This window comes from Pseudoalteromonas sp. S2755 (assembly GCF_005886535.1).
Classification (GTDB): Bacteria; Pseudomonadota; Gammaproteobacteria; order Enterobacterales; family Alteromonadaceae; genus Pseudoalteromonas.
Genome location: NZ_PNDS01000024.1, coordinates 39,204 through 62,771 on the forward strand (window position 1 = coordinate 39,204; position 23,568 = coordinate 62,771).

The following is a 23,568-nucleotide window of genomic DNA, read 5'->3' on the forward strand; positions in this document are numbered from 1 at the left end:
AGATTATTACCATGCAATTTGTATGTAAGCGAGTGCTTATACTTGTCAGTTGTATCACAGCACCAGCTTGGTCTGCTGAACAATCAATGACAAATGAAGACATTGAAGTGATTGAAGTGTTGGGACGGGACTCGGAAAAAAACTTTGCCACCTACACGTATTCAGCAACAAAAACGGCAGCTGATATTTTAGACCTGCCGCAGTCAATTAGTGCTGTGACAAAAGAACTAATCAAGCAACAAGGATTGATGCGGCTTAACGACGTGACACCTTTTGTTAGTGGAGCGAGCGAATTTTCGGTGTATAACGACATCACCATTCGAGGTTTTCGCAGCCAAGATGATCGCCGCCTCAATGGTATGCGAACTTATAATGATTTTTGGTCACAAACCGCCATTGCGCATGTTGAGCGAGTGGAGGTGGTTAAAGGCCCAGCCTCAGCTATTTTTGGTGACGCCAGCCCTGGTGGAGTAATCAATACCGTAACCAAAAAGCCTTTAGCGACTAGTCGTCATGAATTGAGTGCTCGGGTCGGTAGTTACCAAGAGCAGTATGTTGCACTGGATACCACAGGTGCAATCAATCCATCGGAGTCAGTTCTGTATCGACTCAATGTGGGTTATGAAGACTCTGAATCTTTTAGAAATCAAGCGTTTAATAAAAGTTTGTTAGTGTCACCTAGTGTCACTTTTATTCCCAGTGACACGCTTAAGCTTAATCTCGAACTGGTGTATTCAGACAGTGAAGGGATCTTAGAACGAGGGCAGCCGAATATCCGTGGCAATCAGCGTTTGGGCACGATACCGATTGAAGTTTCAGCAACACAGCCAGGGGATAAGCTAGATACAGAAAGCTTGATCAGCAGCTTGGCAGTTGACTATCGCTTTAGCGATGCTTGGTGGTTAGCTGTGCAGTACATGCATCAGAATAGTGATCAAGACTTAGTCGAGCATGGCATTGGAAATTATGCTGATGATTCAGACTCTATCGTCAATTTACGCTACATTGAACGTGCTTCAGAAGCACAATCAGACTCCTTTTCCAGTTATCTAAATGGCAACTTTTACCTCGGTGATATCGAACATAATGTGGTGATTGGCTATGACTATATTGATAGGTTTAGAGAATCCAGCCAGCGAGTTGCCAACAACGCGATGCAGTTCGATATTCTAAATCCTGAATACAAGCGCCGAGATACTGGTAGCTACAATGCAACTCAGCGACCTGTGTTTGGTGGTAACCTGCAAAGTGAAGGGATCTATATTCAAGACCGTATGGTATTTGGTCAATGGTCGGTACTGGCGAGCTTACGTGAAGAAAGCTTTGATCTAGATAATACCGGCGGCGGTTCCTCGAAAGATAGCCAACTGCTACCACGATTGGGAGCGGTGTATAAGCTATCAGATACCCAGAGCATTTATGCGAGTTGGATGCAGGGTTTTGAGCCTCCTCCTTTATACTCAAATAACCCTGAACAAGGTGGTCCATTTAAACCGCAAGATAGCGAATTATATGAGGTTGGCTTTAAGGCGCGGTTATTTAGCGATGATTTACAATTAACCACAGCTATCTATCAAATAACGCGTGAAAATGTCGTGCTATATGATGCTGAAGCATCAGCCAGAATCGATTTTGCTCGATATATGTATCGTCAGCGTGGTGCCGAGCAAGCGCGTGGATTTGAGTTCGATCTTAATGGTCAAATCACGGAACAACTTTCCGTAATTGCCAATTATGCTTATAACTCAGCGAAAGTAACCAAAGATTTGAATGATAGTGAAGTTGGCAAACGCAAAGAGGGCGCTGCTAAACATATGGCCACTGTATGGTCACGTTACCAGTTAGATGATAATTGGGCATTTGGGATCGGGGCGAGCTATGTGGGGGAGCGAGCAACCTCCTCTACAGGGTTAGTATTGCCTAGTTATCTGCTCTACAACGCAGGTGTGTATTATCAGGTAGATAGTTGGAAGGCCTCTTTGGTGATTGACAATATGTTCGACAAAGTACATTGGACAGGCGGCTATAGTTATAGCCAGTTGTTTCCAGGCGATCCACGCAGTGCGAGCTTAACGGTCGACTATCGATTTTAAACAGGGAGAGAGCAGTTGGCTTTTTAGCCAATTGCTCTTTTTAGGAGAAAAGAATGACAGCAAAACAATGGTTCAGTTGGCATAGTTTAAGCGGTGTTTGGTTCGGCTTGCTATTGTTCGTGATCTGTTGGACAGGGGCATTTGCGACCATTTCTTACGAATTAGATTGGCTATTCGATAACAGGGTGAGAGCGGCAGAAAGTAGTCCACAAGTCAGTTTAGCGAATGCTTACGAAAAGGTTCAAGAAACCTATCCAGACGCACGAATAGGGATCGCTTTTGCGGGTTCAGAAGCGTATTTTGCTCACGATTTTGTGGTTCGCTTGCCAGATAATCCATGGCAGCATATTTACGTTGATCCATACACTGGAAATATACAAGGGAAAACGAGCTTTTTGAATATTCAGCGGTTTTTCCGAGATTTTCATATGCATTTTTTTGGTGTGTTCGACAGCATTGTGTCTTATTACTTGGTTTTGCTATTTGCCATTCCGCTATGCGTATCCACGATTAGTGCTTTGTATTTGTATCGAGGCTGGTGGAAAAAGTTTTTTACGCTAAAGCTTAGCGGCGATACTCGCGCTAAGGTCGCAAGCTCACACAAATTAGCTGGAGTATGGAGTTTGTGGTTAGCAGTGGTGATTGCGATAACCAGTATGTGGTACTTGTTTGAGTTTGTCAGAATGGACTTGGCTGATGGTAAAACTGCGTATACAGATGTTGGTGATTTTGCTGTGAACCCCTTACCGGAATTGCAACCACAAGATAAGCCTCAGCTCTCTGTTGTGGCGCTTGCGGCAAAAGTCAGAGAAGCGAGACCTGATCTGGAAATTAGAGCGATTAGATATTCCGAAGGGTACTTTTATGTTGAAGGCCAATCCAGTGACGTATTGGTAAGGGACAGAGCAAATAAGGTGTATATGAATCCTTATACTGGGGAAGTCGTATATAGCCAAACTGCGTCTAGTCAGGGAGTATATTGGCGTTTATCTGATACCGCGGATCCTTTGCATTTTGGTAATTTTGCCGGTATATGGGTAAAAATATTGTGGTGCATTTTTGGGATTGCACTATCTTTTTTAGTGCTTAGCGGCACCTATATGTATGTTAAACGCCAGCTCAAGCTGCGCCGAAAAGAAGATCTACGAGGCGTGAAAGCTTCTTTGGTTTTCAGTTTAAGCCTTTTGTTATGTATTGCTTACTACGCCTACCATACGCTTATGAACTATGGAGTCGCAGGTCAGTTTCCTGTGCTACCAACAGGTTCGGCGCTGTTTTTGTCGATTTGGACGTTAGTCACTTGCTTTATCATTGTTGTATGGGGAGGCGCGTTACTTCACTTATGTCGCGAAGCAACGCTTATTAGTAAACCTAAAGTGTCGCACCACCATCTATAGTGATCACTTGCATGGTGGTATGTGAGCTTAGGGATGAGGCATAAAATAGCACCGAGTGGGCCATTTCTTCAGGTGTTGCAAGCTTTTGCAGTGGGATCCCAAGTTTATATTGACTCGGGAACCCTTTGATCACTTGCTCTGCGCCTGAGTTATCTCGCCACATACCTGTTTGCATTGGCGTTAACGTAGAGCCCGGAGCAATCACATTGGCGCGTATGCCATATTCAGCCAATTCTAACCCTGCAGTAAGGGTTAATTGGGTTGAGGCTGATTTCGACGCGCAATAAGCTGCCATGTTTTGGCGGGGCGTATGGCTCGCATTGGAGCTAACCGTCACTATACTGCCACTACGCTGCTGTTTGAAATGAGCTGCACACGACTTCAGGAAAACAAATACAGCGCCAGCGTTAACCTGCTGACAGTGTTGCCATTGCGCAAGTGATAATGCCTCTAGCGCGCCAAGCTCGAGTACGCCCGCAACATTAATTAAGCTGTATGGAGCGAGGTCTTGTCGTACTAATGCTGCCAGCGTATGCTCCAATGTTACGAGGTCTGCTAAATCACAGTGTATGGCTTTAAATAGTGGTTCTGTCGTTGCAAACTGCTTATCGAAACCCACGACACGAGCGCCAAGCTGCGCAAACTGCTTTGCGACACTTAGTCCTATGCCTTGTCCTGCACCAGTCACCCAAACAATTTTGTTGTGATATTCTTGCTTGAGGCTGTCATCGAAGCACATTGTTCATTTCCTCTATAACGGAGAGATAAGGCAAAGACGGTGTGTTCGACCAGACATTAGCCGCTTCCTGCATTGCTTCTGCGATAGACACAACGAGCTCAGGGGAGTACCTTGCTGGATTGTAATCAATATCAAACTGCACGGGGTCATCACCATTTAAATAGATTTGCAGCATAAAGTCGTCCGTCGTTCCAGCACTAAGAATATGGCTGCGACTTTTGACTTCGCCATAGCGTGGGTGGCTAGTAAAGGGCAAAATATTTACTGTCGGGCCGCTAACTTCAATCGCTTTACCTTGTTGTTTGCGGTCTCGTTTTAAATGCTCAACACGATAGCATTGCAATGACTTCACGCGTTTTATCTGCCCATTGATGTACTTGGCCACATCTGCCAGTCCTCCTGACGTTGGCAAAGTTAGCGGCAGTGGTAACACATTGCTTTGTACGGTGGGACATGAAAATTCCACTGGATCTTGGCGATTCATCATCACCAATCCTAATGTCACTTTAGGGCTGTTGCATTTAGCCGCTAACACTATGGCAACTACACTTAGCAATATTTCGCTGGGTGTGGATTGAACTAGATTTGCTGCCGATTGTAACGTTTGCCACTGAGTTCGAGCTAACGCGAAATGGTAGCGTTGGTTTGGTTCAGTAATCGCAGCTTTGCTATCACTAAAGCTTTGCGCCACCGGGTATTCATCAAGCCATTCATTAAGAGAGCTTGCAGCCTCAGATAGTTGCTTTTGGTAGCGCTCACTACCATGAAGATCTAGCAGTTGTTGCTGTGAAGCAAAATGGCAATTTGGCAGAGGCTTCCCTGTGTTTAAAGCCTGATAACTGCGACTTAACGCTTGATGAAATAAACCAAAGCCAAAGCCATCAAGGACAATGTGATGGGCAACAATAAAGCAATAATCTTGGCTAGGGGTGCGCACCAATTTAAATCGCATCAAGCAACCAGAGCTTAAGTCAAAAGATTTGGCTAGCTCATGCGCTACTTGTTGTGGCATAAACTCAGCTAGAGAAGCAATATCATGATCAAGATATTCGGTGATCAGCAGAGGCAGCGATTGTCCAACTACTATGCTTGGAATAAAATCGTCATTATGGATAAAGTTACTGCGCAACAAATCACTTTGTCCAAAGACATGGTGGAGTGCGATGGAAAATTGCTCGGCATCTATTTTACCTCGAAACTCTAAGCACTCAGCAACATTAAATAAGTTGCCTTGGCCACTGATCGTGTGTAGTAGCCACATCGCGTGTTGAGAAGCGGTTAATGGCAACGCCATTATTCTGCCATCCGAGATTCAATCAGCTCTACCCAAGCTGCGAGAGTAGGCATTTGTGCTAGCTCAATAAAGTTAGTTTCAATACCTTGTTGTTGCCATAATGAAATCAAGTTCATCACTTGCACGGAGTCTAGACCGTAATCAATCAAGCTTTCATGTTCATCAAACTCATCTGGCTCACAGTCGATCAAAGGCAAAATGAATGCTTTAAGTCCCGCGAGCGTCGTCAGGTCAATACTTGCTTCGCCAACCACTTCTGCTGTCGTGATCACCTTTCCTGCACGTTGGCCTATGATGTGTAGGGCCATCATATGCTCGTCTTTAGTGAAGTCTGCAATTGCGTCAGCGACAACGAAAGGCTGTATGTCACGCATAAATGCATCAATAGCTGTGGTCATCACACCAATATGGCCGTAAATACCGACAATCAAAAGTTGGTCTCGTTGCTGTGCTTTTAGCTGCGCTTCGAAATCGCATTTTTGAAAAGCGCTATATCGCCACTTTGTCAGGACAATATCCCGTTCGGTTGGCGCTAATGCATCAACTATGGGTTGTTGACTTGGATCTTGTAGTCCAGCTCCCCACATGTCTAGCAGTAACCCTCGTTCATTGCGACCTTGTTTGATCGGCTGGGCGGTATAATAGACTGGAATATCATGTTGGTAACAATACGCTTTAATTCGCTGAATGTTTTCTATCATGGTTTGTACTAGCGGATTGTCTGAACCATAAAAAGAGACGAAGTAATGTTGGACATCATGGATAAGTAACGCAGTACGTTGCGAGTCAAGTTGCCAATCCACTCGGTTTGGCGCAAGTTCAGCTGCGCGAGGTAAAGAATAGTGATTTAATTTAGGTATAGTCATTTTACTTCTCTAAAGTTGAATGGATTTTTGCAGTGCTTCAGTCTCGCTACGGAGCTGTTTTTTATCGACCTTACCCACGGGAGTTAGTGGTAAGTTATCTATAAACTTAAACTTATCCGGTACCTTGTAATCTGCAATTCCTTGTTCACGTAAGTATTTGCGAATGGCTAATGGTTTCAGCGGTATACCGGTCAGGAAAGCGCAACTTTTTTCTCCCAAGGTTGGGTCAGGCATCGCAACAATGGCGGCTTGTTGAATATTTGGGTGGCTGAGTAACAGGTTTTCAACTTCTTCCGCTGCTATTTTTTCCCCGCCTCGATTGATTTGATCTTTGACGCGACCTGTAACGATTAAATGTCCTGATGGCAGACGCTTTACCAAATCTCCGGAACTATAAAATCCCTGCTCATCAAATGCAGTTTGGTTGTGCTCAGGTGAGCGATAATATCCTCGAATGGTATAGGGTCCTCGTGTCAACAATCGCCCCTCTTCGCCATCGGGCACGGGGTTGCCGTATTCATCCACGACTCTGATTTCATCATCTTCACTAATTGGACACCCTTGAGTATTGAGAATGTGCCATAGATCATCATTGTAACGTGTGTAGTTAACAAGCCCCTCAGCCATGCCAAAAACTTGTTGTAGTTGGCAGCCAAGAACAGGTTTGACTTGTTGTGCTATCGTTAAACTTAATTTAGCGCCACCCACTTGAATGACATCAAGGCTGTCTAGGCGATATTGGCTTTTGGGGGCATGTTGTAACCATAGCTGCAAAGCTGGAGGCACCAATGCTGTGTGTGTTACTTGATATTTTTCAATCAAACTAAAGCAGCTGCTGGGGCTTGGATCTGGGGCTAAGACAACGGTGCCACCTGCAGCAAAAAAACCCAAGGCGCCCGGAGAGCTAAGCGGGAAGTTATGCGGGGCTGGCAGAGCACAAAGATAAATATGTTGCTCCGTCAATGCACAAATGTCTTTACTTGCCACCACGGAATATAAGTAGTCATTGTGAGTTCTTGGGATCAGCTTTGGTGTGCCAGTACTTCCACCTGAGAGCTGGAAAAATGCTACCTGAGTCGGGTCTAAGTCTGGCGCTGAAAATGGTCGTGATTGCAAGTAAGCTTGTTTAAGCTGGCTATTACCTTTTGGGTGATCTATCAGTGTTGCTTGTATGCTAGGGTAGTCTTTTTGTAACGATAATATGAACTGCTCATCTCGGTATAGTTCATGTGCTGAAGAAACAATTAACACCTTAGGTGCTAGCTGTTCACAGTAACTTCTAATTTCAGTCTGTTTATGGCTGAATAGTGCGCACACAGGGGCTGCGCCAAGCTTGAGAAGTGCGAATAAGCTGATATAGAATTCGGCTTGATTAGCCAACTGGATAAGCGCTGTGTCTCCTTGTTGAACCCCTTGCGCTGAGAGATAAGCAGCTAAGTGATTGCTATATTGATCAAGCTGCAAATAAGTTAAGCTCCGGTGTTCGTCAATGACAGCAGCCTTGTTTGCATGCTGTATTAATTGATCGCCAATTACACAAGTTAGCGGTAGGTCTTGCCAATAACCCTTTTCGCGGTAGCGCTCGGCTAATTCAGCTGGCCAAGGAGTAAAATCAATTTGCTTCATGGAATGTATTTCTCATTGCGTAATATGCTTGCTTGGTTTCGAGTGCGTTTAGCATGGTATTGAGTTTGGCTTCTGTTTCTAGCCATTCAGAGCGCGGGTCTGATGCAGCAACAATACCCGCTCCCGCAAATAACTTTGCGGTCTTATCGCGTAATTCTGCGCAGCGGATCACCACTACCCATTCGCCATTGCCGTGCTTGTCAAACCAGCCAATGATCCCCGAAAACAATCCTCTGCTTTGCTGCTCTAGTTCTGCTATTTTGGGGTAAGCATCAGCAGTTGGCTTACCGCAGAGTGCGGGGGTTGGATGCAATTGGTTTGCAATTGCTAAGCTATGGGTTGCTGATTCTTTTAAGACACCTGAAATGACTGTAGATAAATGCCACATAGTGGCGGTGCTCAATAGCTCAGGTTGAGCTGGAATATGTAGGGTACTGCAAAGTGGCGTCAATACTTGTTGAATGTCTTCAATGACAACAGCATGCTCATATCTATCTTTTTTAGAGGCAAACAATACACTGCGGCGGTGCGCTTCTTCCTTTGGGCAAGGATCCCTTGGAATTGAACCTGCCAGCGGGTTAGTGGTTAATTTCTCAGCTTGCTTGCGCAGTAATAGCTCGGGACTGACACCCACTAAAATTGCGTTGTCGGTTGTAGGGAATGAAAAGTGGTAGCCAGACTGACTTTGTTGTAGCAAATTCCGCAGTACGGCTTGGGAATTTATTGGCTCTGCAAAGCGCAGTTGAGTCTGTTTACTCAAAACAATCTTATTGAGTAGCCCGGTATCAAATAGCAGTTTGGCTTGAGAAACTGCGTTTTCAAATTGAGCCTGAGGCTGTAAATCGGTAATTCCTAATAGCGAGTTTGGTACGCCTTGGCATGACGCTAACTCAGCGTCAAACCAAGCACTGAATGCCGCTTTTTCCCAACGAGAAACTTGCTCTGGAATAATAATTTGCGCGTGCTCGGTTTTGCAAAATGGCAAAGCGGCAAAGGCGATAGTGTTGTCTGGCTCATTATGCATGTGAGAGTCAATTGTAGCGACCAAATCCTTTGTATCACCAATGGGTAAAGTGACGCGTTTCTTGATCCCTTGACTAACTAAGCAATGCGTACCCGTTGTAAACAGGCAGTTGTTCTCCGGGTTAAATTGCGTGGCTTTTGCATATTGTTCGAGTTGAATAACTTGGCTAAAGTCCATAAGCACACCTTGCTGATATCACAGCAGTGAAAACGAATTAATTGAAATCAAGACGAAGGTAAACAATAAAGATTTAGATTTATATCGAGTTTGTTAAAGCAACCCTGCGCAAAGTTCGCTGTTGTTGATGGGCGTCAAAGTGATGAGGATGCTTTGGGCAGTCGCGACAAAGCTTGCCATCGCTTGTTTTATGTAACAGGCAGCATGACTCCCTCAGTTGATAGGGACCACGCTCGTCACAGAGTTGCAGCTTTGGGGTATAGAAAGGGTTTACATGTTCCCCGATCTTCACTGCCTGAGACAAAGTGTGATAGTCATCGTTTACCTTAGGGCGTTCGCCTACATAATGAATGATGGTTGGAAAAAACTGCCTCAAACGAAAAGCGCAATTACTCGATAAAACATGCTCAGCAACCCCAAATTGCTGATTTAAAAAGGCATGTAACGGAGCTAAATGCGCGTCAATAAACTCGGCATAGTGCGTAGCTGTATCGTGATACTCCACGGCTCTCCCTTGATTGGGCAGCTGTAGTTGCCAGCTCTCCATGTCGATCACGACTTTATCTAAAGCCAATGGGAGTACACGGCCCAACACACTGTGCGTAAATAAAATTGAGGGCATGATACGCAGTGTGTAGTGCATGTGCCAAACTGAAGCCTGCGCCTTTTTATTTGTCACTCCCTTTGTTGAACCAAAGCGAGAGATCGCGTCACTTAAGGTGGTTATATTTTTGATTTGCTGAGCAAAAGAGGGTTTATCACCAGAAATAAGTGCAACACCTCTAGCATAGTTATCAAGCGGTGGTGACAGGTAAGGTTTAAGAATTGGCAACATAGTCAAGGTTGTTGAGTTTTTAATATAAGACGCGATCCAAGTGAATTTTTTTAGTTCAAAGTCGTCCTGTAAGGGATTTGATCATCCTTGGGAGAAATCGTGTTAGTTTTTCTGATAAAAAAGACTTGGCAGCGCTTTGTGGCCACTGCGCTGAGCAGCGTTGTATTCGGCATTATTAGTGTTTCACTGGTGGCACTTATTAACGAAATCATAAATGCCAAAGGCGAGCGTCAGACAGAGTTCTTTTGGGTTTTTGCGGCGCTGGCAATATCAGGGGTCGTGGTACAGCTAATTTCTAAATTAGTTGCTGAACAGTTGAGTGAGCATAGCCAAGCTGAGCTAAGAAAACTGGTTGCTGATAAAACGATTGAAGCAAAAATTAGTCACATAGAGTTACAGGGAGACGCGAAGATCAAATCTTGCTTAACAGAGCATAGTTTAAAGGTGGCAGGGTTTTTCATGAGTATGCCGGGTATATTGACGAATGCCATGATAGTGCTTGGTGCTTTCGTATATATGGCTTGGTTAGACTGGTTAATATTTCTTTTCGCATTACTGACCTTGGTTTTAGGTTCGGTGAGCTATAGCTTTGCAAACAATGTTGCGTTTAAAAAAATAGCGAACGCTGCAGCGATGCAAGACAGCCTTTTTCAACAGTTTGATGCGATCACTGACGGTATCAAAGAGCTTAAACTGAACCGCAGTAAGCGAGCGTTCTTCAAGTTAGAAGTATTGCACCCGGCGATAGACGCTTTAAGAAAAGAACGTATTGAGGGGGTTTCTATTTTGCATATGGCGTCCTCTTGGGGTGGCTTTTTGATTTTTACCTTCATTGGTGGGGCGTTATATTTTTTATCTCAGCAAACTGGTGAAGAGAGTCAGCGCATTATGTCTGGCTTCGCACTGTTATTTCTCTATATGCTAACGCCATTAGAAACCTTACTGGCAAATATACCCAGAGCTTTTGCGGCGCAAGCCTCAGCGAATACCATCAAAACATTAACTGATGAGTTGATGAGTGATGATGGAAATAGTGTGCAAGTCTTCAAACAGTTTAACCGTATTCAATTACACGCACTGTGTCACCGTTACTATCACGAACAAAGCGACGATATATTTTCACTGAAACCAATAGATCTTGAGTTTAAGCAAGGCGAACTCATTTATCTTGTTGGTGGTAATGGCAGTGGCAAAACAACTTTCGCTAAAGTACTGTGCGGTTTGTATGAAGCAGACGAAGGAGAGATCGTAGTAGATAACCAGCCGATTAGTGGCGCTGGATTAGATGCTTATCGCCAGCTTTTTAGTACGGTGTTTGGTGATTACTACTTATTCGATCGTCTGTTAAATGTGCCTTGCGATCAGCTGGAGCGAAAAGGAAATGAGCTAATTCGCAAGCTTAATTTACACCATAAAGTGAGTATTGAATCAGGCCGCTTTACGACACAACGTTTATCACAAGGCCAGCGAAAACGTCTTGCTTTAGTTGTTGCCTACCTGGAGGATAGGCCATTTTATCTCTTTGATGAGTGGGCAGCGGACCAAGATCCAGTCTTTAAAGATGTATTTTATCGAGAGCTTCTGCCTGAATTAAGAAACAAAGGAAAAACGATTTTGGTGATCACGCACGATGATAAATACTTCTCTTTGGCTGACAGGTTATTAAAAATGGAAAATGGCTGCCTAACCGAAGTCACCCAACTCCCAATAACTCAAACTCCTGCATTAGCCTAATAAGGTTTCTTTATACACGAAACATCAACCTAGCCGCAGTCAGTAACGCGGCTAGGCGTAGCCTTCATTAAGATCCCATCAAAACCTCTCACATTAATGGTTGACTCAGATAACAATGAGGAAAAACTACCGTTAGAGAACAGGTTGTTATTCCGAGCTCAGGCGAGATAAGTTACCCTGTATACAATACCAAGCAAACTCGGTCATGAGCATGAAAATATTCGAAAAAATTTATCATAGAGCTGCCGAGCGAAAAGGCTCTGAGGCGGCGCTAAAAGCTAAGCTTAATCAACCCTTGAGCACCGCATCACTACTGGCATTAAGTGATGATCAATGGTTAGAGGAATTTACTCGCAAGATATTTCAAAGTGGGTTTTATTGGGCGGTGGTTGATAATAAATGGGACGGCTTTAGAGAAGTGTTTTGGCAGTTCTCAATCGAGAAGCTGTTAATGATGTCTCCTGAAATGTACGAGCAACGTAGTCAGGATGAACGGATCATTCGTAATGCTAAAAAGGTGAAAAGTATTGCTGACAATTGCCATATGATTTTTGAAGTGCAACAACAGCATGGCCGCTTTAGTGAATTTGTCGCACACTGGCCTGAAGACAATATTGTTGGGTTGTGGTTGTACTTGAAAAAGCATGGCTCGAGACTTGGTGGGAATACCGGTCCTTATGCGCTTCGTGTGTTAGGTAAAGATACGTTTTTACTGAGTAAAGATGTCGAAACGGTACTGCGTGCTGAGGAGATCATCGACGGTGGCTTGCAAAGTAAGAAGTCACTGCAAGCGGCGCAGCAGTTTTTCAATGAAATGCGTCAATATAGCGGGCTTAGCTTACAAGAGTTAAGCCAAATTGTGTCAATGAGTGTTGGTGATAATATTCGCTAAAAATGGAGATGGCCGCATGGTATTTTTTCAGCCTTATCAAGGCTCTGCTCTGATCTTTAAGGAGCAACCAGCAAGATTTAATCAGCCCACATTACTACTATCCAATACGCCGCTGCTAAATAAGCTTGAGCTAGATAAATACGACACCATAGCGCTTGCTGAGCTGTTAAGTGGTCAACGTCCTTTAGGTAACATTGAGCCTACGAGCTTAGCCTACAGTGGTCATCAGTTTGGGCAATTTAACCCGTTACTTGGTGATGGTCGAGCGCATTTAATTGGTGGGGTGAAACTCGATGACGGACGTCAATACGACCTGCACTTGAAAGGCTCTGGAGCGACGCGATTTTCTCGAGGCGGTGATGGCTTTTGTGCACTAGGGCCTGCGGTACGTGAGTTCATCATGAGCCAAGCTATGGTTGGCTTGGGTGTTCCAACTACGGAATGCCTGGCTGTTGTAACCACTGGACACCATGTTTATCGTCAAGGTGAAGTACCTGGCGCGGTTGTATGTCGTGTGGCAAAAAGTCATATCCGCATCGGCACCTTACAATATCTGGCTACTCAGCAAAATAAAGATGAGCTATGGAGCCTACTTAACTTGCTGGGCGAGCAATTATTTGAGGGTTTTAAAGTTGAGACCGAACAGGATGTGCTCGAATTGTTCCGTGAAGTGTGTGAGCAGTTAGTTGATTTAGTTGTCGAGTGGATGCGGGTTGGCTTTATTCATGGCGTGATGAATACCGACAATATTTTACTCAGTGGTGAAACGATAGACTTTGGCCCCTGTGCAATGATGGAAAAGTTTGATTTTAACGCCGTGTTTAGCTCTATCGACCGTCAAGGCCGTTATGCGTTTGGTAATCAGCCAAACATCATGAATTGGAACTGTGCGCGACTTGCCGAGGCCTTATTGGTGTTATGGCAGGATGAGCAAGCGGGAATTGAAGCATTTAGTCAAATTTTGGCGGAGTTTTCTGAATCGTTTAATCGCAAGTACAAAGATATGTGGGCGGCTAAGCTTGGTATTGATGAATGGAGCGACGCAGACGACATTCTCCTTAGTGACTTACTCAAGTTGATGACAGAGCATGAGCTAGACTTTACTAATTCCTTTGCGGCACTAACCAATAGCTTGCTTGGTCACCCAAACAAAGCCTTATCCATGCCAACGGAGTTGGAGAGCTGGCAGCTGCGATGGGGACAAAGGCGGGCTCCCGATGACGTTGCGGCTAACCTGATGAGTCAAGCTAACCCGATACTTATCCCTCGTAATGCGTTGGTGGAGGCTGAGATTGCGCTATTTAATCAGCAAGGCATGAGTCAAACGCTAGAGGATTGGCTAACTGCGTTGACGTCGCCCTATGATTACAAAGACTACCCTGAATCGTGGACTAGTGCGTCTACACCGGCCCACTATCAAACTTTTTGTGGAACCTAAATGGCAGAACAGCAGCTTTCTTGGCAAGAAATTAAACGTAAAGTCCTCGAGCACAAGCGACCGCTTATTAAGGCGCATATCATCGCCTTGTTTGCCGCGTTGGTGAGTGTCCCTATCCCTTTGATGATGCCGTTGCTGGTCGATGAAGTCTTACTAGACACACCAGGCAGAGCAGTGGCTTGGATGAACTCAGTCTTACCCGAGCAATGGCATGGCCCCAGTGGCTATATTGTGGTTATTTTGTTAGCTGTAATAACTATGCGCTTGGCCAGCCTGGTGCTAGGAGTGATGCAGTCACGCCAGTTTACTATTATCGGCAAGGACATTAGTTATCAAATCCGTGAGCGTTTACTTACACATTTACCTAAAGTTCAACTGAAGGAGTACGAAAGCCAAGGTGGTGCAGCAATTAGCTCTCGCTGTATTACCGATGTAGAAACTTTGGATAAATTTATCAGTCAAACCTTGTCACGATTTTTAATCGGTTTACTCACAATTATTGGCACTGCGGCGATTTTGCTTTGGATTGACTGGATGTTGGGGCTGGTTATCCTGTTGCTCAATCCGGCGGTTATCTATTTTTCTCGACAGTTTGGCAAACATGTTAAAGAGCTGAAAAAGGAAGAGAATGCTGCATTTGAAGCACTGCAAACTTCGTTAGTCGAGACGCTAGATGCTATTTCTCAACTAAAAGCCGTTCGTCGAGAGGGTAACTACTTTGCACAGGTTAAAGTAGCCGCCAAAGATCTCAAACATTACGCGGTGCAGTCACAATGGAAAACGGACGCGGTTAACCGCTTAAGCTTTACCGTGTTTTTGGTGGGGTTCGAGTTTTTTCGTGCTGTCGCTATGTTTATGGTGGTGTTTTCTGATTTAACAGTCGGCCAGATATTTGCGGTATTTGGTTACCTTTGGTTCATGATGGGGCCTGTGCAGGAAATTCTTGGTATTCAATATGCGTACTATGGTGCCTCCGCGGCGCTTAGTAGGTTAAATCAGGTTTTTAATTTTGCGACAGAAGCACAATATCCCGCTACGAAAACCGTCTTTGATTCATCTCAGGTTGATATCAAATTTGCCAATATAGACTTCGCTTACGTTGCAGAGCAACCCGTGCTCAAGCAGGTATCTTTGCATATTCCAGCAGGGAAGAAAGTAGCGTTAGTAGCGGTGTCTGGAGGTGGTAAATCTACTTTGGTGCAATTGCTTTTGGGATTGTATGAAAAGCAAAGTGGCGAGATTCATATAAATGACACACCAGTAGAGCAAATTGGTTACGAAGCCGTGCGAGATAATATAGTGACTGTACTGCAGCAGCCAATACTCTTTAATACTAGCATCCGTGAAAACCTAGCAATGGGGCGTGAGGTATCTGACCAAATATTGTGGCAGGCACTCCATGTTGCAGAGTTAGCCGATACCGTACTTGCGCTGTCCGACGAGTTAGATGCACAAGTTGGTCGAAACGGGATCAAATTGTCCGGAGGACAGAAGCAAAGGTTAGCCATTGCTAGAATGGTTGTTGCCGACCCTAAAGTAGTGGTGCTGGATGAAGCAACCTCGGCACTTGATATTGAGACTGAGGCAAAAATTCATCGCAATTTGCAAGCGTTTTTGGCTGATAGAACGACTTTGATTATTGCACATCGACTGAGCGCAATAAAACAAGCCGACTTAATTTATGTGTTAGATGATGGTGAAGTGTCCCAGTATGGAGAACATAAGGAACTGTTAAAGGAACAAGGTCTGTATCAAATCCTATTTGGTCATCAAAATTAATTCATAAATAGCAAAAATTCCTTATGTAACGTTAAGTAAACATTAATAGACGAGCTAATATTATCTATGCAACGTAATCGGTAGACGCATTTTCTGATAGACTATCCGAGTCGATACTCAATGCGTAAACTAACAGAGATGGGAAGGAATGATGAAAATTAAAACTTTGAGCTTACTAGTTGCGATGGCAGTGACAGCCAATGCAAATGCGAACACTACTGAGCCTACAGAAGGCGTATATCTAGGTGTGTTTGGTGATTACTATGATGCTGACTGGCAGAATCACCGTGATATGGCTGGTCTGGACGTAGAAGATTCTACTGGTTGGGGTGCTGAAATTGGCTACCGCTTTGACAAGTTTTGGAGTGGTCGTATCGAATATGCAGATATGGACTTTGATCTTGGTGGGATCAGCAACGGTTCAATGGACGCCGAGCGTTACGGTATCGACGGTTTGTACCACTTTGATGGTGGCCCATTCTATGGTTTAGTGGGTATCAAAAAGATGAACCTAGATGTAATCTCAGATAACACTTTTGCTAACGTCGGCGCAGGTGTTCGTCATTACTTCACCGATCATTTGTTCGTGAATGCAGAAGCGGCAATTTACCAAGGTCTAGAAGCAGGTTTTACTGATGTTGGTGGTAAAATTGGTATCAACTACTCATTCGGTAGCGTTGGTAAATCGGAAGAGGTTGCGCCAGCCCCTGCTCCTGTAGTTGCAGAAGCACCGCAAGACAGTGACAAAGATGGTGTTGTGGATAGCGAAGATAAATGTGCTAACACACCAATGACGGATGCTGTTGATGCCTCTGGTTGTACTTTGTACGAGACTAAGGAAGATAAAGTAAGTCTGCTAGTCCGCTTCCCGCATGACGATGCAACTTTCTCACAGCAATATGTTGATGATATCAACGCGGTTGCTAAGTTCTTGAAAGAGCATAAAAATGCAGATGTTGTGATTGAAGGTCACGCGTCAGCTGTGGGTGATGCTGATTACAACCAAAAGCTTTCTGAGCGCCGCGCGAAAAACGTTGCTGAGAAACTCGTTGATATGGGTGTAGATTCAATGCGTATTACCACGGTTGGTTACGGTGAAGAGCGTTTGAAAAATCCAGCAAACACGCTAAAAGCACATGCGGAAAACCGTCGTGTAGAAGCGCACGTTTCTTCTAAAGAGAAAGTAAAAGTTAAGCGTTAATTTTCACTTAGCTTATGCAAAAAGGCTCCTTCAGGAGCCTTTTTTGATCCAATTGTTAGTACCTTTTCGCAAAATTAAAATGATTCTCGTTTGACTGATATTCATCAAAATATACTTGTTCCGGTATGCTTATTCATTGTATTTATAGTGACTATAAGGCGAGGTATCGTATGCAAGATTTTCATCTATACTCAAAGACCTTATAATTGTTCATTATATTTTATGGTCAAGGGAATGGTTCAGCCGATTGTATCAATAATCGCAGCCAGATCATTTACTTGTCTGTCCACGTCACCAAGAGGGCAATATTGTGCTTCAAGAATATCGTAAACACGTAGAAGAGCGTGCCGCGCAAGGTATCGTGCCTAAGCCGTTAGACGCGCAGCAAACTGCTGACCTTATCGAATTACTAAAAACTCCACCTGCAGGTGAAGAAGAGTTCATCGTTGATCTATTTATCAACCGTGTACCGCCAGGTGTAGATGATGCTGCTTACGTAAAAGCAGGCTTTTTGGCTGCAGTAGCGAAAGGCGAAGCGGAATCTCCACTTATTTCAAAAGAATATGCAGCTGAGCTGCTTGGCACTATGCTAGGTGGTTATAACATCGCGCCAATGATTGATCTGTTAGACGATGCAGCACTTGCACCTATCGTTGCTAAAGGTTTATCTCACACGCTACTGATGTTTGACGCATTCTACGACGTAGAAGAAAAAGCAAAAGCGGGTAATGAGTTTGCTAAGCAAGTGATTGAATCATGGGCAAATGCAGAATGGTTCCTTGAGAAGCCAGCCGTTGCAGACAAAATTTCTGTCACTGTATTCAAAGTAACAGGTGAGACAAACACAGATGACTTGTCTCCAGCCCCAGACGCTTGGTCTCGTCCTGATATCCCATTACACGCACTAGCTATGCTTAAAAACGAGCGTGATGGTATCAACCCAGACAAACCTGGTGAAGTAGGTCCTATCGCACAGCTTGAAGCGCTTAATGGCAAAGGTTTGCCTCTAGCATACGTGGGTGATGTTGTTGGTACGGGTTCATCTCGTAAATCTGCAACTAACTCTGTACTTTGGTTCATGGGTGATGACATCCCATTCGTGCCAAACAAGCGCGTTGGCGGTGTGTGTCTAGGTGGTAAAATTGCACCTATCTTCTTCAACACCATGGAAGATTCAGGTGCACTACCTATTGAACTTCCAGTTGATGAATTGAACATGGGCGACCAAATCGACATCTTCCCATACGAAGGTGTAGTTAAGCGTCACGGTACAGACGAAGTTATCTCGACGTTCTCACTAAAATCAGACGTAATTCTTGATGAAGTACGTGCTGGTGGTCGTATTCCACTGATCATCGGTCGTGGTCTAACTGATAAAGCTCGTGCTTCACTGGGTCTTGAAGCTGAAGATATCTTCCGTAAGCCTAAGCTAGTAGAAGATTCTGGTAAAGGCTTTACGCTTGCACAGAAGATGGTTGGTAAAGCATGTAATATGGCAGGTGTACGTCCAGGCCAATACTGTGAGCCAACAATGACAACGGTAGGTTCTCAGGATACTACGGGTCCAATGACGCGTGATGAGCTTAAAGACCTTGCTTGTCTTGGCTTCTCTGCTGATCTTACTATGCAGTCATTCTGTCATACCTCAGCTTATCCTAAGCCAATCGATGTAAACACACACCACACACTTCCTGATTTCATCATGAACCGTGGCGGTGTATCGTTACGTCCAGGTGACGGTGTTATCCACTCGTGGCTAAACCGTATGCTACTGCCTGATACGGTAGGTACAGGTGGTGACTCGCATACTCGTTTCCCTCTAGGTATTTCATTCCCTGCAGGTTCAGGTGCGGTAGCATTCGCAGCTGCAACGGGTGTAATGCCGTTGGATATGCCTGAGTCAATCCTTGTTCGTTTTAAAGGTGAAATGCAGCCGGGTATCACATTACGTGACCTAGTACACGCTATCCCTTACTATGCAATCCAGCAAGGCCTATTGACGGTTGAGAAAAAAGGTAAGATCAATGAATTCTCTGGCCGTATCCTTGAAATCGAAGGTGTTGAGCACTTAACAGTTGAGCAAGCGTTCGAACTATCTGATGCATCTGCAGAGCGTAGTGCGGCAGGTTGTACTGTTAAGCTTTCACAAGCGTCTATCGAAGAGTACCTAAACTCTAACATCGTGATGCTTAAGTGGATGATCTCAGAAGGTTATGGTGATGTACGTACTATTGAGCGTCGTATCACTAAGATGGAAGAGTGGTTAGCAAACCCTGAGCTAATGACTGCTGACGCGGATGCAGAATACGCGCACACCATTGAGATTGATCTTGCTGATATCAAAGAGCCAATCCTTTGTGCACCGAATGACCCTGATGATGCACGTCTACTTTCAGCGGTAACCGGTGAGAAGATCGACGAAGTGTTCATTGGTTCTTGTATGACTAACATTGGTCACTTCCGTGCAGCTGGTAAACTACTGGATAACTTCGGTGGTCGTCTACCAACGCAACTATGGGTTGCTCCACCAACGAAAATGGACCGCGATCAGTTAACTGACGAAGGTTACTACGGTATTTATGGTCGTGTAGGTGCACGTATCGAAACTCCTGGATGTTCACTATGTATGGGTAACCAGGCGCGTGTTGCTGATAAAGCAACGGTTGTTTCTACCTCGACTCGTAACTTCCCTAACCGTTTAGGTACAGGTGCAAACGTATTCCTTGCATCAGCAGAACTTGCAGCGGTAGCTGCTATTCTTGGTAAACTACCAACGCCTGCTGAATATCAAGAGTATGCAGAGAAGATCAATGCAACGGCTGCGGACACTTACCGTTACTTGAACTTCCATAAGATGCCTCAGTACACTAAAAAGGCAGACTCAGTGATCATTCAACAAGCGGTTTAATTACTCGCCCTAGAATACATTGAAAGAAAAAGCCAGCGCATGCTGGCTTTTTTTATGCACATAAAACGCTCATCTTAAATGGTGTTATCAAGCATTATTTTAAACCTAGATAAGTAATCTATTAAAGTGGCTATAATTGGGTTTTTATTGCGTTTTACTTGTTAAAATCCCGTTTTTTTAAACAGTAATTTTCTCTGGTTTTATTAGAATTGTCGGCAAATTCTCATCAATGGGCGAGAGGATCATGACAACAGTAAACAACCAGAATTTATTACAACTACGCTTTTTGCCGCAGTCACATATCGACGCAGTTAAGCCTTTTTTCAATCAACTTCCGGATAACCCTTATGCCGATGGTGCATTCAGAAAGCGCCGCTATTCAGTGGTTAAATTCACTGACGGTGAAGTGACATTGCAGCCGACTAAAGCTTTCGTTCAAGACGATTCAATTAATACTTTCCAAGGTAATATTGAGCGTGTTTACGAAAACCTTGAGCTGGACATGTTAAACACCGATGGCTTTAAGCATATGCTTGCTGAATTCAAAGCCATGACAGGAATTGCAGACGATACCAGCATAGAAGTGCATCAGTTTCGCATGTTAGCGATTGAAAGCGATACTCCTCCTGCGCCTGAAGGTGTACACCAAGATGGCTTTGACCATGTGTGTGTTTGTGGTGTTTCTCACGAAAATATCGCCGGTGGTGAGCTATTGGTTTATGAACATAAAGAAGCCGAACCTTGCTTCAAAATGGAAATCAAAGATGGTTTATTTGCACTGGTGAATGACCGTGAAGTGTGGCATAACGCAACGCCGATGAACAAGCTAGATGCCGAGCAAGTCGGTTACCTAGACTGCTTCGTATTTACAGCCTAAGAGGGTAGTATGGATTTAAATCAAGTGCGTCGTCAGTTCCCTGCGCTTATGCAAAGTATCGGTGGAACCGCGCCAATTTTCCTTGATGGTCCGGGTGGCTCTCAAGTACCGCAATCCGTATTGAGCGCGATGTCTGCTTACCTTGGTTATTTTAACTCTAACTTAGGTGGTGCATTTTTCTCGAGCGATAAGACCGTCAGTTTGATGAGTGAAGCGCGCCAAGCGGTTGCGGACTTACTCAATGCGCCAAGTGCAGATCAAATTGTATTCGGTGCCAACATGACTAGCTTAACCTTTAGCTTTAGCCGTGCGCTATCTCGCGAATGGCAAGCGGGTGATGAAGTCATTGTGACTAATGCTGATCACTATTCAAATGTTTCTTCATGGCGTCAAGCCGCCGAAGATAAAGGGGCGACGGTGCATGCGGTGCGTATTAATGAAACCGATTGCACACTTGATCTTGCGCATTTTGAATCACTACTAAATGCCAAGACTAAGTTGGTTGCGGTGACGTATGCATCAAATACAACGGGCTCAATCAACGATATCAAACGCATTGTGGAGCTTGCGCACCAAGTTGGTGCATTGGTATATGTTGATGCTGTGCACTATGCACCTCATGAGCTAATCGATGTACAAGGTTTGGATTGCGACTTCCTTGCGTGCTCTGCTTATAAGTTCTTTGGTCCGCATGTGGGCATTGTGTATGGTAAGCGTGAGCATTTAGAAGGTTTTACTCCGTACAAGGTGGAGCCGGCAAAAGACATTATTCCAGGCCGCTGGGAAACTGGTACGCAGAGTTTCGAAGGGCTAGCGGGTGTTGTTGCGGCGATTGACTACATTGCTTCACTAAGCGAGATGAGTGCAGATACACCCCGCCGTGAGAAACTGGTTGAGGCGTTTGCACGCACAAAAGCGCATGAGATGCAGCTTAGCCAGCACTTCTTAACGCGTTTAGCCGAGTTTAAACATATTAAACTTTTTGGTATCGAGTCACGTGAGAGACTCGCTGAGCGCACACCAACGTTTGCTTTGACATTTGATGGCATCGCGCCACGTACCGTGTCGGAATTCTTAGGTAAAAAGCACATGTGCGTATGGGATGGTAACTTCTACGCCCAAGGGCTTTGCGAGCAGCTAGGGGTGATGGATAAAGGTGGAGTTGTTCGCATCGGTTGTATGCATTACAACACCATAGAAGAACTAGATAGCTTGTTTGACGCATTCAGTGAGCTATTAGCATAATAAGAAGTGGGGCTACGGCTCCCATTTCTTCTCGCAACAATCAGGTTCTCTTGTAACTTTACTTCTGTTTCGATACAGCTTTTTAATAGTATACTTTAATTATATGTATTACATTAGCTATTAGCTGGAGGAAATTGTGGAAAGGACTACTGGTGGCGTGATACGAATTACTATTATTCCTCTGTTTTGTTGGCTTCTATCACTGATATTTATTTATGTATATCAGTTTCCTGTCCCCATGGTTGGTATGGTCAATGAAACGGACTTAACGAGTCCACACTTCTGGTGGACGGCAACACTAAGTTATCTCTTTTACGGATTTATCTGCTTTACTATCCCGCTGATGATGCTTATTCAGTATGTCATTTCAAAGTCAAAGTGGATTACAAATCACAGCGGGCAAGACAAGCTGCTTTGCTGTAGTGCCATTCTTTTATGTTTAGCTTGGGCTACTTTAATTAGTCAGTTACACCTTCAATAAATGCATTGAGCTTTGCAATGCGATGGCTCATGCCTTCAATAAGCTTGTCTTTGATTTTTTCCCGGATCACATTGGGCAAGCGTGTTAGTGCATCTGGGGTTATTGCCAATATAATGCTGTCTTTTAACGCTTGTGCGCTAGTACTGCGTTCTCGGTTAGTGATAAATGCACCTTCACCTAAAAATTCACCAGGACCAACCTTACCTAAATCATGGGCGGCATCTTGTTTAAAAATCAAAAACTCACCGCTTAATACAATATACAGGCGATTGTCTTTTTCAAAGCGTTTGAAGGCATGACGCTCTTGTTGCACCAGATATAAGTGACCAAAAGACTCGAGTAACACTTGGCGTTCGGCAAGCGTAAACTCTTTAAAAAACGCTAAGCGATTGATGATCTCTAGTTGTTTAAACAGTGGCACATTTTCAAGCAGTTTCACAGGCTTACATAAGTTAGTACATTGTCTTTATTAAATAGTGGCGACTTTTTTTGATTAGAGCAATGATTTTTTATTGTCGCTTACACCAATCTACTTGATTATGTCGCCAACTATTTATGTGGATTGGTATATAACGATAAGCGACATGAGTTAAATCATTCTAGCAAGCGGGATCGTACGGCGAAGTAGGGCATGTCATCCCCTGATAGCTGATACAGCCTTTATTGTGTGGTGAGGTAACATCATAACCACCAGCAGCTTGCGGTGTAAGCTCATTTGCTAGCTTCTTGCTGTTAGATAAATGTTTTAGTGGCTTTTTATTCAATGTAATTTTCATCGTGATTCCTTTACAAAATGTAAGTTATGCCAGTTGTATTAAGTAAATGATCTATCTTGAAGCGGGAAAATAGCGTTAGTAGCAAGGCAAAAATTTTGCTATTTAGTTGTTCTAAATGAGAAATTTTTAACGAAGCTAGCGTCAGGTTTACTCCTTCAAATTGAACAAGTATTAAGAATAATTGGT

At 44.2% G+C, this 23,568-nt stretch carries 18 protein-coding genes; 10 read left to right on the top strand and 8 right to left on the bottom strand.

The features are described 5' to 3' along the window. Positions 1 to 11: 11 nt before the first annotated feature. Together CWC03_RS04840 and CWC03_RS04845 are read left to right on the top strand one after the other, a co-directional pair. Positions 12 to 2,093, top strand: coding sequence for a TonB-dependent siderophore receptor (locus tag CWC03_RS04840; protein WP_138580791.1), 2,082 nt, complete (start codon positions 12 to 14; stop codon positions 2,091 to 2,093). Between the two features lie 53 nt (positions 2,094 to 2,146). Continuing rightward, positions 2,147 to 3,490, top strand: coding sequence for a PepSY-associated TM helix domain-containing protein (locus CWC03_RS04845; RefSeq protein ID WP_138580792.1), 1,344 nt, complete (start codon positions 2,147 to 2,149; stop codon positions 3,488 to 3,490). On the opposite strand, the gene dhbA is transcribed toward CWC03_RS04845, so the two are convergent. The 6 genes from dhbA to CWC03_RS04875 all read right to left on the bottom strand — a co-directional run bounded on the left by dhbA (position 3,465) and on the right by CWC03_RS04875 (position 10,051). Beyond that, positions 3,465 to 4,229 (bottom strand): 2,3-dihydro-2,3-dihydroxybenzoate dehydrogenase, encoded by a 765-nt coding sequence (gene dhbA / locus CWC03_RS04850; protein ID WP_138580793.1) that lies wholly within the window; start codon positions 4,227 to 4,229, stop codon positions 3,465 to 3,467. The two genes, CWC03_RS04845 and dhbA, sit on opposite strands and share 26 nt — an antisense overlap. Beyond that, positions 4,216 to 5,523: a condensation domain-containing protein gene (locus CWC03_RS04855; protein WP_138580794.1), complete on the bottom strand. Its 1,308-nt coding sequence runs from the start codon at positions 5,521 to 5,523 to the stop codon at positions 4,216 to 4,218. The genes dhbA and CWC03_RS04855 overlap by 14 nt, the downstream gene beginning before the upstream one ends. Then, positions 5,523 to 6,389, bottom strand: a complete 867-nt coding sequence (locus CWC03_RS04860) for an isochorismatase family protein (RefSeq protein ID WP_138580795.1) — start codon at positions 6,387 to 6,389, stop codon at positions 5,523 to 5,525. Before CWC03_RS04860 ends, CWC03_RS04855 begins: the two co-directional genes overlap by 1 nt. A 9-nt stretch (positions 6,390 to 6,398) precedes the next feature. Next, on the bottom strand, positions 6,399 to 8,015 hold the full coding sequence (locus CWC03_RS04865) for a (2,3-dihydroxybenzoyl)adenylate synthase (protein WP_138580796.1): 1,617 nt from the start codon (positions 8,013 to 8,015) through the stop codon (positions 6,399 to 6,401). Continuing rightward, positions 8,002 to 9,216, bottom strand: a complete 1,215-nt coding sequence (locus tag CWC03_RS04870) for an isochorismate synthase (RefSeq protein ID WP_138580797.1) — start codon at positions 9,214 to 9,216, stop codon at positions 8,002 to 8,004. The genes CWC03_RS04865 and CWC03_RS04870 overlap by 14 nt, the downstream gene beginning before the upstream one ends. Positions 9,217 to 9,295: 79 nt before the next feature. Next, positions 9,296 to 10,051: a (2Fe-2S)-binding protein gene (locus tag CWC03_RS04875; protein ID WP_138580798.1), complete on the bottom strand. Its 756-nt coding sequence runs from the start codon at positions 10,049 to 10,051 to the stop codon at positions 9,296 to 9,298. Positions 10,052 to 10,150: 99 nt separating this feature from the next. Here CWC03_RS04875 and CWC03_RS04880 point away from each other — a divergent pair, with 99 nt between their 5' ends. From CWC03_RS04880 to CWC03_RS04915, 8 genes are all read left to right on the top strand, one after another. After that, positions 10,151 to 11,785: a cyclic peptide export ABC transporter gene (locus CWC03_RS04880; protein ID WP_138580799.1), complete on the top strand. Its 1,635-nt coding sequence runs from the start codon at positions 10,151 to 10,153 to the stop codon at positions 11,783 to 11,785. 211 nt (positions 11,786 to 11,996) lie between these two features. After that, the gene (locus CWC03_RS04885; protein WP_138580803.1) at positions 11,997 to 12,677 is read left to right on the top strand and encodes a DNA-3-methyladenine glycosylase I; all 681 of its coding nucleotides are present in this window, start codon (positions 11,997 to 11,999) and stop codon (positions 12,675 to 12,677) included. A 16-nt stretch (positions 12,678 to 12,693) separates the two neighbouring features. Next, a complete protein-coding gene (locus CWC03_RS04890) occupies positions 12,694 to 14,115 on the top strand; it encodes a protein adenylyltransferase SelO (RefSeq protein WP_138580800.1) in 1,422 nt (473 codons plus the stop codon). Continuing rightward, positions 14,116 to 15,894 carry an ABC transporter ATP-binding protein gene (locus CWC03_RS04895; RefSeq protein WP_138580801.1) on the top strand — a complete coding sequence of 593 codons (1,779 nt, stop codon included), beginning with the start codon at positions 14,116 to 14,118 and terminating at the stop codon, positions 15,892 to 15,894. A 151-nt stretch (positions 15,895 to 16,045) separates the two neighbouring features. After that, positions 16,046 to 17,095: an OmpA family protein gene (locus CWC03_RS04900; RefSeq protein WP_138580804.1), complete on the top strand. Its 1,050-nt coding sequence runs from the start codon at positions 16,046 to 16,048 to the stop codon at positions 17,093 to 17,095. Positions 17,096 to 17,405: 310 nt separating this feature from the next. Then, complete coding sequence (gene acnB, locus CWC03_RS04905; RefSeq protein ID WP_138524450.1) at positions 17,406 to 20,003, top strand: bifunctional aconitate hydratase 2/2-methylisocitrate dehydratase; 2,598 nt, start codon at positions 17,406 to 17,408, stop codon at positions 20,001 to 20,003. Between the two features lie 244 nt (positions 20,004 to 20,247). Further along, a complete protein-coding gene (locus CWC03_RS04910; RefSeq protein WP_128725650.1) occupies positions 20,248 to 20,880 on the top strand; it encodes a 2OG-Fe dioxygenase family protein in 633 nt (210 codons plus the stop codon). Between the two features lie 9 nt (positions 20,881 to 20,889). Continuing rightward, on the top strand, positions 20,890 to 22,125 hold the full coding sequence (locus CWC03_RS04915; protein ID WP_138580802.1) for a cysteine desulfurase-like protein: 1,236 nt from the start codon (positions 20,890 to 20,892) through the stop codon (positions 22,123 to 22,125). 458 nt (positions 22,126 to 22,583) lie between these two features. Here CWC03_RS04915 and CWC03_RS04920 read toward each other — a convergent pair whose 3' ends face one another. Both CWC03_RS04920 and CWC03_RS23395 read right to left on the bottom strand, forming a co-directional pair. After that, complete coding sequence (locus tag CWC03_RS04920) at positions 22,584 to 23,045, bottom strand: cyclic nucleotide-binding domain-containing protein (protein WP_045989409.1); 462 nt, start codon at positions 23,043 to 23,045, stop codon at positions 22,584 to 22,586. Between the two features lie 160 nt (positions 23,046 to 23,205). Then, positions 23,206 to 23,382: a hypothetical protein gene (locus CWC03_RS23395; protein ID WP_157757218.1), complete on the bottom strand. Its 177-nt coding sequence runs from the start codon at positions 23,380 to 23,382 to the stop codon at positions 23,206 to 23,208. Positions 23,383 to 23,568 lie beyond the last annotated feature (186 nt).

Excerpts from the sequence above, each read along its gene's own strand:
- CWC03_RS04910 (WP_128725650.1), top strand. The coding sequence starts at position 20,248 with ATGACAACAGTAAACAACCAGAATTTATTACAACTACGCTTTTTGCCG.
- dhbA (WP_138580793.1), bottom strand. The coding sequence starts at position 4,229 with ATGTGCTTCGATGACAGCCTCAAGCAAGAATATCACAACAAAATTGTT.
- CWC03_RS04840 (WP_138580791.1), top strand. The coding sequence starts at position 12 with ATGCAATTTGTATGTAAGCGAGTGCTTATACTTGTCAGTTGTATCACA.
- CWC03_RS04870 (WP_138580797.1), bottom strand. The coding sequence starts at position 9,216 with ATGGACTTTAGCCAAGTTATTCAACTCGAACAATATGCAAAAGCCACG.
- CWC03_RS04855 (WP_138580794.1), bottom strand. The coding sequence starts at position 5,523 with ATGGCGTTGCCATTAACCGCTTCTCAACACGCGATGTGGCTACTACAC.
- CWC03_RS04885 (WP_138580803.1), top strand. The coding sequence starts at position 11,997 with ATGAAAATATTCGAAAAAATTTATCATAGAGCTGCCGAGCGAAAAGGC.
- CWC03_RS04875 (WP_138580798.1), bottom strand. The coding sequence starts at position 10,051 with ATGTTGCCAATTCTTAAACCTTACCTGTCACCACCGCTTGATAACTAT.
- CWC03_RS23395 (WP_157757218.1), bottom strand. The coding sequence starts at position 23,382 with ATGAAAATTACATTGAATAAAAAGCCACTAAAACATTTATCTAACAGC.
- CWC03_RS04890 (WP_138580800.1), top strand. The coding sequence starts at position 12,694 with ATGGTATTTTTTCAGCCTTATCAAGGCTCTGCTCTGATCTTTAAGGAG.
- CWC03_RS04915 (WP_138580802.1), top strand. The coding sequence starts at position 20,890 with ATGGATTTAAATCAAGTGCGTCGTCAGTTCCCTGCGCTTATGCAAAGT.
- CWC03_RS04845 (WP_138580792.1), top strand. The coding sequence starts at position 2,147 with ATGACAGCAAAACAATGGTTCAGTTGGCATAGTTTAAGCGGTGTTTGG.
- CWC03_RS04860 (WP_138580795.1), bottom strand. The coding sequence starts at position 6,389 with ATGACTATACCTAAATTAAATCACTATTCTTTACCTCGCGCAGCTGAA.
- CWC03_RS04865 (WP_138580796.1), bottom strand. The coding sequence starts at position 8,015 with ATGAAGCAAATTGATTTTACTCCTTGGCCAGCTGAATTAGCCGAGCGC.
- CWC03_RS04895 (WP_138580801.1), top strand. The coding sequence starts at position 14,116 with ATGGCAGAACAGCAGCTTTCTTGGCAAGAAATTAAACGTAAAGTCCTC.
- CWC03_RS04900 (WP_138580804.1), top strand. The coding sequence starts at position 16,046 with ATGAAAATTAAAACTTTGAGCTTACTAGTTGCGATGGCAGTGACAGCC.